This window comes from Morganella sp. EGD-HP17, from assembly GCF_000512315.2.
Taxonomy (GTDB): domain Bacteria; phylum Pseudomonadota; class Gammaproteobacteria; order Enterobacterales; family Enterobacteriaceae; genus Morganella; species Morganella morganii.
In genome coordinates this window covers 13,435-29,837 of sequence record NZ_AZRH01000010.1, presented here as the reverse complement: position 1 = coordinate 29,837, position 16,403 = coordinate 13,435, and the positions used below count along the sequence as shown (strand labels likewise).

14 protein-coding genes are annotated in these 16,403 nt (G+C 52.3%); 4 read left to right on the top strand and 10 right to left on the bottom strand.

Annotated features, from left to right (window positions below; genetic code table 11):
• Together nrdD and X965_RS11680 are read right to left on the bottom strand one after the other, a co-directional pair.
• A complete protein-coding gene (gene nrdD / locus X965_RS11685; protein WP_051997336.1) occupies positions 1 to 2,187 on the bottom strand; it encodes an anaerobic ribonucleoside-triphosphate reductase in 2,187 nt (728 codons plus the stop codon).
• Between the two features lie 217 nt (positions 2,188 to 2,404).
• Positions 2,405 to 3,604, bottom strand: coding sequence for an MFS transporter (locus X965_RS11680; RefSeq protein WP_036418227.1), 1,200 nt, complete (start codon positions 3,602 to 3,604; stop codon positions 2,405 to 2,407).
• Between the two features lie 178 nt (positions 3,605 to 3,782).
• Between X965_RS11680 and X965_RS11675 the strand changes: the two genes are divergently transcribed.
• Positions 3,783 to 4,370 (top strand): TetR/AcrR family transcriptional regulator, encoded by a 588-nt coding sequence (locus tag X965_RS11675; RefSeq protein WP_004241409.1) that lies wholly within the window; start codon positions 3,783 to 3,785, stop codon positions 4,368 to 4,370.
• 53 nt (positions 4,371 to 4,423) lie between these two features.
• On the opposite strand, the gene ridA is transcribed toward X965_RS11675, so the two are convergent.
• From ridA to argF, 4 genes are all read right to left on the bottom strand, one after another.
• Positions 4,424 to 4,810 (bottom strand): 2-iminobutanoate/2-iminopropanoate deaminase, encoded by a 387-nt coding sequence (ridA, locus tag X965_RS11670; protein ID WP_004234600.1) that lies wholly within the window; start codon positions 4,808 to 4,810, stop codon positions 4,424 to 4,426.
• A 95-nt stretch (positions 4,811 to 4,905) separates the two neighbouring features.
• On the bottom strand, positions 4,906 to 5,370 hold the full coding sequence (gene pyrI / locus X965_RS11665) for an aspartate carbamoyltransferase regulatory subunit (RefSeq protein ID WP_036418174.1): 465 nt from the start codon (positions 5,368 to 5,370) through the stop codon (positions 4,906 to 4,908).
• Between the two features lie 10 nt (positions 5,371 to 5,380).
• Positions 5,381 to 6,316 (bottom strand): aspartate carbamoyltransferase, encoded by a 936-nt coding sequence (gene pyrB, locus X965_RS11660; RefSeq protein ID WP_004234607.1) that lies wholly within the window; start codon positions 6,314 to 6,316, stop codon positions 5,381 to 5,383.
• A gap of 266 nt (positions 6,317 to 6,582) precedes the next feature.
• Positions 6,583 to 7,596: an ornithine carbamoyltransferase gene (gene argF, locus X965_RS11655; protein WP_036418225.1), complete on the bottom strand. Its 1,014-nt coding sequence runs from the start codon at positions 7,594 to 7,596 to the stop codon at positions 6,583 to 6,585.
• Between the two features lie 140 nt (positions 7,597 to 7,736).
• Between argF and rraB the strand changes: the two genes are divergently transcribed.
• The gene (gene rraB, locus X965_RS11650; RefSeq protein ID WP_004234609.1) at positions 7,737 to 8,150 is read left to right on the top strand and encodes a ribonuclease E inhibitor RraB; all 414 of its coding nucleotides are present in this window, start codon (positions 7,737 to 7,739) and stop codon (positions 8,148 to 8,150) included.
• Positions 8,151 to 8,211: 61 nt separating this feature from the next.
• Here the strand turns inward: rraB and X965_RS11645 are convergent, their stop codons facing one another.
• From X965_RS11645 to pepA, 4 genes are all read right to left on the bottom strand, one after another.
• The gene (locus X965_RS11645; RefSeq protein ID WP_032098185.1) at positions 8,212 to 8,721 is read right to left on the bottom strand and encodes a GNAT family N-acetyltransferase; all 510 of its coding nucleotides are present in this window, start codon (positions 8,719 to 8,721) and stop codon (positions 8,212 to 8,214) included.
• A 190-nt stretch (positions 8,722 to 8,911) separates the two neighbouring features.
• Positions 8,912 to 11,767 carry a valine--tRNA ligase gene (locus X965_RS11640; protein ID WP_151908749.1) on the bottom strand — a complete coding sequence of 952 codons (2,856 nt, stop codon included), beginning with the start codon at positions 11,765 to 11,767 and terminating at the stop codon, positions 8,912 to 8,914.
• Between the two features lie 58 nt (positions 11,768 to 11,825).
• Complete coding sequence (locus X965_RS11635) at positions 11,826 to 12,275, bottom strand: DNA polymerase III subunit chi (protein WP_004234612.1); 450 nt, start codon at positions 12,273 to 12,275, stop codon at positions 11,826 to 11,828.
• 96 nt (positions 12,276 to 12,371) lie between these two features.
• The gene (gene pepA, locus X965_RS11630) at positions 12,372 to 13,883 is read right to left on the bottom strand and encodes a leucyl aminopeptidase (protein ID WP_004234614.1); all 1,512 of its coding nucleotides are present in this window, start codon (positions 13,881 to 13,883) and stop codon (positions 12,372 to 12,374) included.
• Between the two features lie 283 nt (positions 13,884 to 14,166).
• Between pepA and lptF the strand changes: the two genes are divergently transcribed.
• Both lptF and lptG read left to right on the top strand, forming a co-directional pair.
• Positions 14,167 to 15,270, top strand: coding sequence for an LPS export ABC transporter permease LptF (gene lptF / locus X965_RS11625; protein ID WP_015422306.1), 1,104 nt, complete (start codon positions 14,167 to 14,169; stop codon positions 15,268 to 15,270).
• A complete protein-coding gene (lptG, locus tag X965_RS11620; RefSeq protein ID WP_004234617.1) occupies positions 15,270 to 16,352 on the top strand; it encodes an LPS export ABC transporter permease LptG in 1,083 nt (360 codons plus the stop codon). Before lptF ends, lptG begins: the two co-directional genes overlap by 1 nt.
• Positions 16,353 to 16,403 lie beyond the last annotated feature (51 nt).

Sequence of the window (16,403 nt, the reverse complement as noted above, 5' to 3'; positions counted from 1 at the left end):
TTACCCCAGTTGGCCGTTATTCAGGTGTTTAACGCGGCGCTTCACTTCTTCCTGCTTACCGGCGTTAAACGGACGGGCATCCGGGCTGCCGAGGTAACCGCATACACGGCGGATAACAGAGACGCGGGAAGCATCGTGGTTGCCGCATTTCGGGCAGACAAAGCCTTTGCTGGTACAGTTAAATTCACCGGCAAACCCGCATTCATAACACTCATCAATCGGCGTGTTGGTTCCGTAGTACGGAACTCGGTCGTAGCTGTAATCCCAGACATCTTCCAGTGCTTTCAGGTTGTGTTGGAGGTTCGGGTATTCGCCGTAGCAGATAAAACCGCCGTTCGCCAGTGGCGGATACGGTGCTTCGAAATCCAGTTTATCGTACGGATTGACCTTCTTCTCCACATCCAGGTGGAAGCTGTTGGTGTAGTAACCTTTGTCAGTCACACCCGGGATAATCCCGAATTCGGCGGTATCCAGGCGGCAGAAACGGTCACACAGGTTTTCACTCGGGGTGCTGTAGAGGCTGAAACCGTAGCCGGTTTCATTTTTCCACTCGTCTGTTGCACGACGCAGACGTTCCACGATGGCGACACCGAGGGCGCGGCGCTGTTCGTCGTCATACATGTGCGTTTCAGTGCCGGTCAGGGCATTGATAGTTTCATGGATGCCGATGTAACCCAGTGAAATCGAGGCGCGGCCGTTTTTAAAGATTTCGGTGACGGAATCATCCGCTTTCAGACGCACGCCGCAGGCACCTTCCATATACAGGATCGGCGCGACACGGGCTTTGACATTTTCCAGCCGTGCGATACGGGTCATCAGGGCTTTTTTGGCAAGCACCAGACGCTCATCCAGCAGTGACCAGAAATCCGCTTCACTGCCCTGTGATTCAATGGCAATGCGTGGCAGGTTCAGACTGATAACCCCGAGGTTGTTACGCCCGTCGTGGATCATTTCACCGTTCTCTTCATAGACACCGAGGAAGCTGCGGCAGCCCATCGGGGTTTTAAAGGAGCCGGTTACTTTCACCACCTGATCGTAGTTCAGGATATCCGGATACATCCGCTTGCTGGCGCATTCTAACGCTAACTGTTTGATGTCATAGTTCGGATCGCCGTACTGGTGGTTCAGGCCTTTTTTAATGGCGAAAACCAGTTTCGGGAATACCGCTGTTTTGTGGTTTTTACCCAGACCGGCGATGCGGTTACGTAAAATTGCCTGCTGGATCATGCGGGATTCTTTTGAGGTGCCCAGCCCGAAGCCGAAGGTGACAAACGGCGTCTGCCCGTTGGCGGTGTGCAGTGTATTGACTTCATATTCCAGCGATTGGAAGGCGTCGTAACACTCTTTTTCTGTGCGGGCGTTGGCATAACCTTCCGCATCCGGGATCTGCCACTCTTTTGCAGTTTTCAGATGTTTGTTATAGCTGGCCGTGACAAACGGTGCGAGAATTTCGTCGATACGGTTAATGGTGGTGCCGCCGTAAATATGGCTGGCCACCTGGGCAATAATCTGTGCTGTTACCGCCGTCGCGGTAGAGATGGACTTAGGCTGTTCTATCTCAGCGTTACCCATTTTAAAGCCATGAGTCAGCATGCCTTTTAAATCGATCAGCATACAGTTAAACATCGGGAAGAACGGCGCGTAGTCCAGATCGTGATAGTGAATTTCGCCGCGTTCGTGCGAAATTACAACATCACGCGGTAAAATATGCTGTTTTGCGTAGTGTTTGGCAACGATACCCGCCAGCAGGTCACGCTGTGTCGGGATCACCTTGCTGTCTTTATTGGCATTCTCGTTGAGAATGGACATATCACTCTGTTCAACCAGCCCGCGGATCTCGTTATTCAGGCGGCCGCGTAATTCACGCGCCACGTCACGGTCATGACGGTATTCGATGTAGGTTCTGGCTAACTCTTTGTAATCTCCGGACATTAACTGGTTTTCAACGGCGTCCTGGATCTCACCGATATCGACCTTTTTCCGGTCACCCAGCAGGGAGGCTACCCGGGAGGCAACCTGAGAGCAGTAGTCATCATCATTAACACGTGCGGCTTTGGCGGCTCTTTTAATGGCATCCCGGATGCGTGATTCATCAAAATTAACCTGACATCCATCACGCTTAATCACGATAGTGTGCACTTTGCTTCTCTCCGGCAGTTTGGTTATCCACAGGGCAAAACCTGTCATAATGCGGCTTCATGGCGTTGTGGATAACACTGTGAATAAATACTATATCTAGTGTCCTTTGTATTATATAGCACTAGATATAGATTTCCTCCGGAATAAGGCGATTGAAATTGATTTAAGTCAAAGAATTCTGGCGACATCAGGCAAACCGCACACTCCGGTTAAGTGTAAAAATGTGCGGTTTGATTGCTGAAAATTATATTAAAAGTTATTTCTGTCACTTATCAGCGCTGTTTTTATCATCTTTGAAGACGAAAACATAACCGATACAGGCGGTGAGCAGTACGCAGATCCCCGCAGCGATAGCCAGCAGGAACCCGGCATCAATGCCGTAAGTATCAATGATCATACCGACTCCGGCAGAGCCGAGTGCCACACCGACCGCCAGCCCGGTGATGAGCCAGGTAAAGCCTTCTGTCAGCATATTAGGTGGTGCTTCACGCTCGACAAAGCCGATAGCAAGGATCATGGTCGGCGAGAAGAAGAAACCGGCGACAAACATGGTCAGCCCCAGCCCGGTCAGGTTGGTGACCAGCAGCAGCGGCAGAGTGGTCAGCAGTGTGGCGGCGGCGGTAAAGACGAACTGTTTTGTGTAGCTGAACGGCAGCCGGACAGCACCGAAGATAAACCCGGCGATACAGGAACCGGCGGCATACACGGACAGAACGTAGCTGGCACCCTCCGGATATCCCTGTGCATTGGCGAAAGCGACAGCCAGCACATCCACTGTTCCGACAATCACCCCGAGCGCAAGCAGAACCACCATCAGCAGCTGAATCGCAGGCAGGCGCAGCACGGTGCCTTTTGCCAGCCCGTCGCGTTTATGCACCGGCGGTTCAGTCCGTTTCTGACAGACCACCAGCGCGGTACCGATTATCAGAAAAATAATTGCCGCCAGCGGACCGGCCTGCGGGAACAGGGCGATACAGAGCGTGACTGACAGCGGCGGCCCGATAATAAAGCTGATTTCATCCAGCACCGACTCAAAGGAGTAAGCGGTCTGTAAACGCGGGTCACCTTTATAGATATGTGTCCAGCGGGAGCGGATCATGGCAGGCATGCTCGGGATCGCCCCGACAAAAACAGCAGACAGCCAGATTGCCCAGTCAGGAGCATCATAAACCGTACATAACAGCAGGGCGGCAGTCGCGGGAGCACTGATCACCAGCGTTTTCGGCAGGATCCGGCTCTGTCCGTAGCGATCCACCAGCCGGGCGATCAGCGGGGCGCAGAATGCCGCCGAAAAGGTATAAACAGCCGCAGTTACCCCGGCCATAAAGAAAGAATCACGCAATTGGGCAATCATGGTAATGATCCCAATCCCCATCATGGAGACGGTCATCCGCGCGATAAATCCCGCCCCTGAAAAGGCTTTGGTGCCGGGATGCTGAAAGATGACGCGATAAGAGCTGAACATAACAACCTCACAGATATCCGTTATATTACAGGCGGATATAATTTTTAACTGCCGGAGATAGCCGGCTGTAATGCAATTAACATACATTGCGTATGTGAATCTATTGACATACGCGATGTATGTCAATAAAAAAGTGCTATAATCCCCGGCTGAAAGAGCTGACCGCAGGAGTAATGAAATGAGCCACAAGCCACGTGCAGAGATGATAGAAGAAACGCGGACCAAGCTTATCCGTGCTGCACGCCAGCAGTTTGGTAAGGCCGGGTACGCCGCGACGGTGATGGATGATCTGACGGCTCAGGCGGGCCTCACCCGGGGGGCGCTGTATCATCACTTTGGTGATAAAAAAGGGCTGTTTCTGGCGGTGCTGCAGGATCTGGATCGTGAACTCGATGTGCGCCTGGATACCGCAGAAAAAGATGAAGCTGATGAGTGGTCCGCTTTTAAATTCCGCTGCCAGGGCTATCTGGCAATGAGTCTGGAGCCGGAAGTTCAGCGGATTATGTTCCGTGATGCGGCCTCGGTACTGGATTTTTCCATTCTCAAATCTCACGAACTGGCCTGTGTGCAGGGGATCACCCGGCGTCTGACACACCTGATGGAAACCGGATGGATAAAACAGGTGGCACCGGATGTGCTGGCACTGTTTATTAATGGCGGGCTGTATGAATGTGCGATGTGGATTGTGCACAGTGATGATCCGCAGGCCACTTATGAAAAGGTCAGAGTCTCTTTTGATCAGCTTCTGGAAAATTTACGGGTATAAAAAAACCCCGCACCTGGCAGGGTTTTCATTATCGTTCTCAGAAAGCGCAGTGATTATTTACGGACTGCGATTGCTTCGATTTCTAATTTAACGTCTTTTGGCAGACGCGCAACTTCAACGCAAGAACGTGCAGGGTATACTGCTTTGTGCTCATCAAAGAAAGCAGCGTATTCTGCGTTCACAGTAGCAAAGTCGTTCAGATCTTTAACGAAAACAGTTGTTTTCACGATATCCGTAACTTTCAGACCAGCCTGTTCGATGATAGCTTTGATGTTGTTCAGTGACTGGCGTGCCTGAGCTTTAACATCGTCAGCAACTGCACCGGTTTTCGGATCAACAGGGATCTGACCTGAAGTCATTACCATGTTACCCAGGTCTACTGCCTGTACGTATGGGCCGATTGCTGCTGGTGCGTTTTCTGTTGCGATTACTTTAGTCATTACGGACTCCTGTAGGATGATTATTGCTGTTAAGCTTTTAAAAACGCCATCATTATAATCGTCTGATTTTCCCGGACAACTGACCTGGATCTATCTTATTGGTTATTAATGATTGCGTAGTGATCAAATTCTTTCTCACAGTACTTACAGATTAACACAATTTCCTGTGCAATGGACTTAACAGTAAAGCTGCTTTCCACCGGCTCATTGTGACTGATGCAGTTGCCGTTCGGGCAGACAATCACCCCTTCAATGCGTTCCGGCAGGTTAATCGGCAGTTTTTTAACCACCTGATAATCTTCGATAATATTAATTGTGGCTTTAGGAGCATAAAAACCGAGCTGGTTGGCCTGCTCCGGTGTCAGGAAGGTATCTTCCAGTTTAATCAAATCTTTACGGCCCATATTGTTGGAAGGCAGGTTCAGCCCGATAGTAATACGGCTGTCCGTCTCAGTCAGGCGGAAAAAGGAGAGCAGTTTAAATCCCACATTTGCCGGGATATGGTCGATAACGGTGCCGCATTTGATGGCTTCAACCAGTAATTTATGATCCTGAGTCATGATGTGCTCCTTAAGCCGGGAAAGTTTCGTTTAACACCAGAGATAACAGTGCCTGACGGGCAAAGATCCCGTTACCGGCCTGCTGGAAGTAGTACGCGTAAGGCGTTTTATCCACATCCGGGGTTATCTCATCGATGCGCGGCAGCGGATGCAGCACTTTCAGGTTCGTCTTCACATTGGCCAGATCAGCCGCACGCAGCACAAACTGAGCTTTGACATTGGCGTATTCCGACGGGTCGAGGCGCTCTTTCTGCACGCGGGTCATATACAGCACATCCAGCTGCGGAAGTACCTCATCAATAGAATGATGTTCGCTGTACGCCACGCCGTTTTCATCCAGCATATGCAGAATGTGATTCGGCATTGCCAGTGCCTGCGGGGCAATAAAATGCAGGTGGTTGCCGCTGAATTTTGACAGTGCCTGTGACAGTGAATGTACAGTGCGGCCGTATTTCAGGTCACCGACCATGGCGATATGCAGGTTTTCCAGGCGACCCTGGGTTTCCTGAATGGTAAACAGGTCGAGCAGGGTTTGTGTCGGATGCTGGTTCGCACCGTCACCGGCGTTGATCACCGGCACCTTACCGGAAAACTCAGACACCAGTCGCGCTGCCCCTTCCTGCGGGTGGCGCATCACGATGGCATCCGCGTACTGACTGATCACGCTCATGGTGTCCGCCAGGGTTTCGCCTTTTTTGCCCAGCGAGGTGTTGCTGCTGTCTGAAAAACCGACAACAGACGCGCCCAGGCGCTGAATGGCGGTTTCAAAAGAGAGCCGCGTGCGGGTTGAGGCCTCGAAGAAGCAGCTGGCGATCACCTTTTGCTTCAGTAATTCAGGCTGAGGGCGTTGTTTCAGCGCCGCGGCAGTGTTTAATACCAGTTCCAGCTCATCACGACTGAGATCGTTAATCGAGATGATATCGCGCAGGTATAACGGATTTGCCATTGGGGTCTCCTCATGTTTCGGCCAGGCAAAAAAAAACCCCTCAAATGAGGGGTTCTGAAATAAATACGGGGGAATGGCAGACATTGCCGCGCTGCGGCTGTCCGTGATATGTCACATTGTCCGGCACCGGTTTTACGGTGCTGATAATCACAATGACCATTGTTTCCTCCCGACAAAATTGCGGGGCATTATACGTAACCTGCAAGCGGACGCAAGCGTTTGGTATCACTTTTTTGCGTGAAATTTATGCAACGCTGCCGGTGAATCTAAAATTGTATGTTTTTTGAAAGAGATGCAACCATCACTGCTTTGATGGAATGCAGCCGGTTTTCTGCCTGGTCAAATACCACACTGTGTTTTGATTCAAACACATCATTGGTGACTTCAATACCATTGGTAAAACCATACTCTTCCGCGAGGGATTGCCCCATGGTGGTTTCCGTATCGTGAAACGCCGGCAGGCAGTGCATAAAGATAACATCCGGATTGCCCGTTTTATCCACCACATCCTGATTCACCTGATACGGCGTCAGCAGTTTAATCCGCTCTGCCCAGACTTCTTTCGCTTCGCCCATGGAGACCCACACATCGGTGTACAGCACATCCGCATCTTTCACGCCCTCTGCCACATCGGCGGTCAGGGTGATTTTACCGCCGGTAAGTTCAGCGGCTTTGCGGCACTGCGCGATAAGGGCTTCTGATGGCTGACACCCGGCCGGCGCGACCAGGCGGACATCCATCCCGGTTACGGCAGCCATTTCAGCGATGGTATTGCCCATGTTATTACGGGCATCGCCTAAATATGCAAATTTCACTTCGGACAGCGGTTTTTTCACATGTTCCTGAATGGTCAGTAAATCCGCAATCAGCTGTGTCGGATGAAACTCATCAGTCAGCCCGTTCCAGACCGGAACACCGGAATATTGCGCCAGCGCTTCGGCGGATTTCTGGGAATAGCCGCGAAACTGTATGCCGTCATACATCCGGCCCAGTACTCTGGCGGTATCCTTGATCGACTCTTTATGGCCTATCTGGCTGCCGGATGAGCCCAGGTATGTCACCTGTGCGCCCTGATCGTAAGCACCCACTTCAAAGGCACAGCGGGTCCGGGTGGAGTCTTTTTCAAAAATCAGCGCAATATTTTTGCCTTTCATCAGCGGCTTTTCCGAGCCGGTTTTTTTGGCATGTTTCAGATAAGCAGAAAGATTGAGCAGTTCTTCGATGTCGGCAGGTTTATAGTCAAGCAACCGCAAAAATGACTGTTGATAAAATGGGTTCATATCCGTATCTCCGATGAATTTATATTCAACATAAATCAATAAAAATTCAATTGCAACACCGGCGGGAAATTCTTTTTTATTATGGGTGGCTCAATTGGCGCGGCTGTGGGAGAATGCGCGGGTATCACTTATCAGAGGACATGGCCATGTCAGAATTAGATGCGTTTTTAGAAGAACAGCGCGAAGAAACCCGTGCGATTATTGCAGAACTGCTGGAAGACGGCAGCGATCCTGATGCGCAATACACCATTGAACACCATTTTTCGAGTGAGAATTACGACAAGCTGGAAAAAGCGGCAGTTGAAGCTTTCAAACTGGGTTATGAAGTGACAGATGCCGAGGAGCTGGAAGTGGAAGGCGGCCAGGTGGTGTTATGTTGCGATATCATCAGTGAATGCGGGCTGACGGCGGAACATATCGATGCTCAGGTAGAGCAGCTGGCGCGTCTGGCAGAAAAAATGGATGTGGATTACGACGGCTGGGGCACCTATTTCGAAGACCCGGATGCCGAAGATGAAGATGATGACGATGCTGATGAGGCGCCGTTACACTAATCATCTGCCATGACTGAAAAACCTGCCGCGGCAGGTTTTTTTGTGTCTGTATGTCAGGGGATCAGGCAGTAAAGACTTTCAGCATCCGGACTTCACAGTCGCTGTGGCCGGTGTCACCCATCGGGGCATCAAGGAAGATAAACCCGAGTTTTTCATACAGCTTAATGGCGGCCTGCAGGTCAGCGGTGGTTTCCAGGTAGCACTGGCTGTAACCTTCCGCTTCGGCAAATTCCAATGCCTGGAGGGCGATTTTTTTCGCCAGACCTTTGCCGCGCAGGCGGGAGGAGATATACATTTTCTGTAATTCAGCGGTTTTCCCGTCACCACCGGCAAGGCCGGAAACGCCGCCACCGCCGAGGATTTCCCCATCCATCTCAATGACCCAGTATGCGGCACGCGGCTGGCTGTAAACCTCATATAATGAATCAAGAATCGGGTCAGCGACCGCAAAACCTTTGTCTGCGGTCAGGCCGTGTTCGGCAGAGACCTCACGGATAACCTGTGCGATGCCGGGGTTATCTTCCGGACGGATCAGACGGAGGGTGTAGTTTTCTGTTGTGCTGCTTGTCATGGATATCATTATCTCATTATTTTTATTGTGAAAAGTAAAGCCGGGGGAATAAACCTGAGGGGCGATTACTGTGGATATCGTATGAAACGATAAATAAGATAATAAATAATTATCACGCAAAGTAAATACGCAGAATGGGGGATAAAAAAAACCAGCCCGGAGGCTGGTTTTGCTACTCATTCCGTCAGGATCACAGTGCTGCGATCGTGGCTTTCTGAGCAATCAGTTTTTCTTTCGCTTCACGGTTTGCCGCAAGACGCTCGCGCTCTTTGGCTACAACAGCTTCCGGCGCACGGCTGACAAAGCCGTCATTCGCCAGTTTGCCTTCGATAGCCGCGATCTCTTTCTCCGTTTTTTCCAGCTCTTTATCCAGACGCGCCAGTTCGTCGTCTTTATTGATAAGATCAGCCATCGGGATCAGGATTTCTGCGCCTTCCACCAGCTTGGTCACGCAAACCGGTGCAGTTTCGCCTTCAGCCATCACACGGACGGATTCCAGACGCGCCATCGCTTTCAGGAAGTTGCTGTTTTCCGCGACACGGCGCTGTGCATCAGCACTTGCCCCGCGCAGCATCACTTCCAGCGGCTTGCTTGGTGCGATATTCATTTCAGCACGAATATTACGTACCGCAACGATTGTCTCTTTGATCCACTCCAGGTCACGCAGTGCCTGCTCGTCGTTCAGAGAGGCATCATATTCCGGGAACGGCTGCAGCATGATGGTATCGCCTTCCGCGCCGGTGACGACTTTCACGCGCTGCCAGATAGTTTCCGTGATAAACGGAATAATCGGGTGTGCGAGACGCAGCAGGGATTCCAGTACGGTGATCAGGGTATGACGCGCTGCACGTTTCTGTGCATCGGTACCTTTATGAACGGCCGGTTTGGACAGCTCAAGATACCAGTCACAGAACTGGTTCCAGGTGAATTCATACAGAATATTAGACGCAATATCAAAGCGGTAGGTATCCAGCGCTTCGCGGTATGCTTTCACGGTATTGTTGTATTCCGCGAGTATCCAGCGGTCGGCTAGGGAGAATTCCATCTCACCGCCGTTCTGACCGCAGTCTTTCTCTTCGGTATTCATCAGCACGAAACGGCTGGCATTCCACAGCTTGTTACAGAAGTTGCGGTAACCGGACAGACGTTTCATATCCCAGTTGATGTCACGGCCGGTAGAGGCCAGCGCCGCCAGGGTAAAGCGCAGGGCATCGGTACCGTGGGCTTCAATCCCTTCCGGGAACTGTTTTTCAGTCCGTTTGGCGATTTTTTCCGCCATCTGCGGCTGCATCATGTTACCGGTGCGTTTTTCCAGCAGTTCAGGCAGAGAGATACCGTCGATCATATCCAGCGGGTCAATGACGTTCCCTTTGGATTTCGACATCTTCTGACCTTCCTCATCACGGATCAGACCCGTCATGTAGATGGTTTTGAACGGGATCTGCGATTTACCGTTTTCATCTTTGATGAAATGCATGGTCATCATGATCATGCGGGCGATCCAGAAGAAAATGATGTCGAAGCCGCTGACCAGCACGCTGGTCGGGTGGAATGCTTTCAGTTCCGGGGTGTTTTCCGGCCAGCCCAGGGTGGAGAATGTCCACAGACCGGAGGAGAACCAGGTATCCAGCACGTCTTCGTCCTGGCGCAGTTCAACCATCGCCGGGATATTGTTTTCACGGCGGACTTCGTCTTCGTCGCGGCCGACATACACGTTACCCTGATTGTCATACCAGGCCGGGATACGGTGACCCCACCACAGCTGACGGGAGATACACCAGTCCTGAATATCACGCATCCAGGAGAAGTACATGTTTTCGTACTGCTTCGGTACGAACTGAATATCGCCGTCTTCCACCGCTTTGATGGCTTCTTTTGCCAGCGGGGCAGTGCGCACATACCACTGGTCGGTCAGCATCGGTTCGATAACCACGCCGCCGCGATCGCCGTAAGGTACGGTCAGGTCGTGCGGTTTGATCTCTTCCAGCAGGCCGAGCTCTTCGAACTCTTTGACGATCGCTTTACGGGCAGCGAAACGCTCCATGCCACGGTATGCGGCCGGGATTTCACTGCTGCAGGCGTCAGTCACTTCGCCGTTGGTATCAAACACTTCGGCTTCGGTACGGATGTTGCCGTCGAAGTCCATGATGTTAATCATGGTCAGCTGGTGGCGTTTACCGACTTCATAGTCATTGAAGTCATGTGCCGGGGTGATTTTCACACAACCGGTGCCTTTTTCCATATCAGCGTGTTCATCACCGAGGATCGGAATGCGGCGGTTGACGATCGGCAGAATGATTTCTTTGCCGATCAGATCTTTGTAACGCGGATCTTCCGGGTTAACGGCCACGCCGGTATCACCGAGCATGGTTTCCGGACGCGTGGTGGCGACCACCAGGTAATCTTTACCGTCTGCGGTTTTCGCGCCGTCCGCCAGCGGATAACGGATATGCCACATGAAACCTTTGACATCACGGTTTTCCACTTCCAGGTCAGAAATTGCGGTGTGCAGTTTCGGATCCCAGTTCACCAGACGTTTACCACGGTAAATCAGGTTATCTTTATACAGGCGGACAAACGCCTCTTTTACCGCAGCTGACAGGCCGTCGTCCATGGTGAAGCGCTCGCGCTCCCAGTCCACGGAGTTACCCAGACGGCGCATCTGGTTGGAGATATTACCGCCGGATTCCGCTTTCCATTCCCAGATTTTATCGATAAAGCCTTCGCGGCCGTAATCGTGGCGGGTTTTGCCTTCTTCTGCGGCGATTTTGCGCTCAACAACCATCTGTGTCGCGATACCGGCGTGGTCAGTCCCTGACTGCCACAGGGTGTTTTTGCCCTGCATGCGCTGGTAGCGGATCATGGTATCCATAATGGTCTGCTGGAAAGCATGGCCCATATGCAGGTTACCGGTGACGTTCGGCGGCGGGATCACGATACAGAAGCTTTCTTTGTCTGTTCTGCCGTTCGGTTTGAAATAGCCGCTTTTTTCCCAGTGGGTATAAAGAGGACCTTCGATTTCCGTTGGATTATAGGTTTTATCCAGGGACGGCTCGCAGGCCTGTTGGTTGTCGGTTGTCTTTTCCATTTTTAATCTTTGTTTATCAGTAAGCTGGCGGCGTGGCCATGGTCATCGTAAAGCCGACGCTGCGATAGATTTTATATCGCTCGCGCGCCAACTGTTTTAAGTGTTCATCGATAGGCACAAAGTCTATCACTTCACGGAAGGTTGTCGCAAAATCTGTGAACTGCGGCAGCAGGGCTATCAGCAAATCACGCGGGGAATTTCCGCGTTTCTGCGGCCAGCACAGTTCAACCGGTGCGCCGTAACGCGGGCCTTCTCCGGCCAGATTATGCGGAACAAAGGCATCGGGCTCCCGCGCCCAGAGGGCTTCGTCCAGTTTCTCCGCCTGCTGTTGTGACTCACAGGCGATAAGCACCCGTTTCCCGCTGCGCCAGGCTTCACCCGCCAGATGACAGGTCAGCCACTCGTGGGCCTCAAGGTCATCAAAAGGGGATGGCTGTTCCATCAGGTAGAAGGTGGCGTTTTTCATAATATCTCTGATAGCAGAAAAGGGGATTGCTCAGGATAGCACAATCCCCCGTTACCTTTATGCTTTTTCCGGGCCGCAAAGGCCCGGCAATTCCGGTCAGTCGTCGGTGCTGATACCCGCACGATTTAACAGGAATTGTGACAGCAGTGCAACCGGACGACCTGTCGCACCTTTGTTTTTTCCGGAGCGCCATGCGGTTCCGGCGATATCCAGATGCGCCCAGTTATAACGGGTGGCAAAACGGGACAGGAAGCAGCCCGCGGTGATAGCGCCGCCGAGACGGCCGCCGGTGTTTGCCAGATCCGCAAAATTGGACTCGATCTGCTCGTAGAACTCTTCTGCCAGCGGCAGACGCCATGCACGGTCACCCGCCTGTTCAGAGGCATTCAGTAACTCGTGCGCCAGCGGATTGTGGTTTGCCATCAGGCCGCTGAAGTGGTTACCGAGTGCAACCATGCAGGCGCCGGTCAGTGTGGCGATATCAATCACCGTTTCCGGATCAAAACGTTCGGCGTAGGTCAGGGTGTCACACAGTACCAGGCGGCCTTCCGCATCGGTATTGAGCACTTCCACCGTCTGGCCGGACATGGTGGTGAGGATATCCCCCGGACGATAGGCATTGCCGCCCGGCATGTTTTCACAGCCCGCGAGAATCCCGATCACATTGAGCGGTAAACCCAGCTCCGCCACCACGCGCATCACGCCGTAAACGGTTGCCGCGCCGCACATGTCGTATTTCATCTCATCCATGCTGTCAGCCGGTTTGATGGAAATACCGCCGGAGTCAAAGGTCAGGCCTTTGCCGACTAACACGATCGGACGCGCTTCCGGATCCGGATTACCTTTATATTCAATCACCGACATCAGGGATTCATTACGTGATCCCTGGCCGACGGCCAGATACGCCAGCATGCCCAGCTCTTTCATCTGCTCTTCGCCGATGACACGGGTACTGAGCACCGGAGAGTTGCTGTCTGCCAGCTGACGTGCCTGAGATGCCAGATAAGCGGCATTACAGATGTTCGGCGGCATATTGGCCAGATCTTTCGCGGCTTTGATACCGGCGGCAATCGCCAGACCGTGGCTGATCGCTTTCTCACCGGTCGGCAGTTCGCGGCGGGTCGGTACATTGAAGACCAGCTTGCGCAGCGGACGGCGTAATTCGGTTTTGTTACTTTTCAGCTGATCAAAGACATAGAGAGATTCTTTGGCTGTTTCAACCGCCTGCCGGACTTTCCAGTAGTTATTGCGGCCTTTGACATGTAACTCGGTCAGAAAACAGACGGCTTCCATTGATCCGGTTTCATTCAGGGTATTGATGGTCGTCCGGATAATCTGTTTGTACTGGCGTTCATCCAGTTCACGTTCTTTCCCGCAGCCGATTAACAGGATACGCTCGGACAGGACATTCGGGACATGGTGCAGAAGCAGTGACTGCCCGACCTTGCCCTCCAGCTCGCCGCGGCGCAGCAGAGCACTGATGTAGCCGTCGCTGATTTTATCGAGCTGCTCCACCACAGGAGACAGACGACGCGGTTCGAAAACCCCGACCACAATACAAGCACTGCGCTGCTTTTCCGGGCTGCCGCTTTTTACACTAAACTCCATGCGCTCTCCTGAATCTTAAAGACAAAGACAACTGCTGCCGCTAAAATGTAGCGTTCGCACTAATCTGCACCATCGATTATAAACAGTTTATGATAAGCTGTGTGCGCACTTTATGAGTCCTGAATCTCATGAAAATTCCGTTTCTTTCCTGACAGGAAGGAAAAAGCGTAGTCTGATACCGGAATCATCCTCAGGCCGGCAAAATAATGCACACAAATAGTCAACACAGAACGAAGTTAGCTATTTTCATGCAAAAACACAAGTTTTCACAGGCGTATTAAGCGTGATCATTATTAGATATCTGGTAAGAGAAACATTAAAAGCACAGATTGCGATTCTGTTTATCCTGTTGCTTATCTTCTTTTGTCAAAAACTGGTTGAAGTCCTGGGTGCCGCCGTTGAAGGCAGCATCCCGGCCGGACTCGTCGTGTCACTGCTGGGGCTGGGTATCCCGGAGATGGCGCAGCTCATACTGCCGCTGAGCCTCTTCCTCGGGCTGCTGATGACCTACAGCAAACTCTATACCGAAAGCGAAATCACCGTGATGCATGCCTGTGGTCTGGGTAATAATGTGCTGGTGAAAGCCGCTATGATCCTGGCGTTCTTTACCGCCATCGTGGCGGCTGTCAATGTAGTCTGGCTGATGCCGTGGTCATCCCAGTATCAGGAAAAGGTACTGGAGGAAGTCAGAGCTAACCCTGGTGTGACCGCGATGGTCGGCGGGCAGTTTAAAGTCTCTGATGACGGCAGTATGGTGCTCTATCTCGGGGATGTTGACGGTAATAAGTTCACTAATGTCTTTATTGCCCAGCTCTGGGCGAGAAACGAACAGCGTCCGTCCATTGTGGTGGCGGACGGCGGTCATATGACCGAAAAAGAGAACGGTAATCAGGTGGTGGTGCTGGATAAAGGCACCCGTTATGAGGGAACCGCGTATCTGCGTGATTTCCGGATCACAGATTTTACCGATTATCAGGCGATTGTTGATCACCGTGATGCAAAAACCGGTGACAGTAACTACCAGCAGATGACCTTGTCTGAACTATGGAAAGAGACAGACAAAGCAGCCCGTGCGGAATTCCACTGGCGTCTGACGCTGATTTTCTCCGTGGTGGTGATGGCGCTGATGGTAGTACCGCTCTCCGAGGTAAACCCGCGTCAGGGGCGCGTACTGAGTATGCTGCCGGCGATGCTGCTGTATCTGATTTTCTTCCTGCTGCAAAGCTCGCTGCGTTCAAGCGGCGAGAAGGGCAAGCTGGATCCGATGGTCTGGCCGTGGGTGGTTAATCTCAGTTATCTGGCTCTCGCGGTGGTGCTGAATCTGTGGAATACCACAGCCGTCCGCCGTCTGCGCTTTGGCTCTGCCCGTGTTCAGGGGGTTGCCTGATGTTTAAAGTACTTGTTCTTGACCGCTACATCGGGCGGACGATTCTGCAATCCATCATGATGACCCTGTTTATGCTGGTGTCATTATCCGGGATTATCAAATTTGTCGATCAGCTGCGCAGAGTCGGCCAGGGGGAATACTCCACCTGGGATGCCGGGCTGTATACCATCATGAGTATCCCGAAGGATATTCAGATTTTCTTCCCGATGGCAGCACTGCTCGGGGCACTGATGGGACTGGGCGCACTGGCGACCCGCAGTGAGCTGGTGGTGATGCAGGCTTCCGGTTACAGCCGCCTCCAGGTGGCGGGTTCGGTGATGAAAACCGCTATCCCGCTGGTGATCCTGACCATGATTGTCGGTGAATGGCTCGCGCCGTCCGGTGAGCAGTGGGCACGTAACTACCGTGCACAGAAAACAAGCGGCGCGTCTCTGCTGGCAACCAACCGCGGGATGTGGGCCAAAGACGGCAGTGACTTTATCTATATCCAGCGCGTTGACAGCGAAACCCAGCTTAAGGGCATCACGCTGTACCGGATGAACGACGACCACAAGCTGAAATCTATCCTCAGTGCGGCGGCGGCGGACTACAATTCTGATTCCGATACCTGGACACTGAGTCAGGTGCAGGAGTCCATTCTGCAGGATACCTATGTGATTGCCGGTGAGCAGAAACTGTCGATGACCTGGCAGACGCAGATGACCCCGGAAAAACTGAGTGTGGCTGCACTGGACCCGGAAGCATTGTCGATCAGCGGCCTGTATCAGTATGTTGATTATTTACAGCAGAGCGGACAGGACGCGGGACGTTATCAGCTGAACCTGTGGAAAAAGGTGTTCGCACCGCTTTCTGTGGCAGTTATGATGCTGATGGCGCTGTCGTTTATTTTCGGGCCGCTGCGTTCGGTAGCGATGGGTGTGCGGGTTGTGACGGGGATTGCCTGCGGATTCGTGTTCTACGTTTCCAATGAGATTTTCGGCTCTCTCAGCCTGACCTACAAGTTCCCGCCGTTGCTGGGTGCACTGCTGCCGAGCCTGCTGTTCCTGGCAATCAGTTTATATATGCTGATCAAACGTAAGTAAGCCGTTACGGATACCGGTATCCGGAGCCGGTCAGTGCATACTGACCGGCTC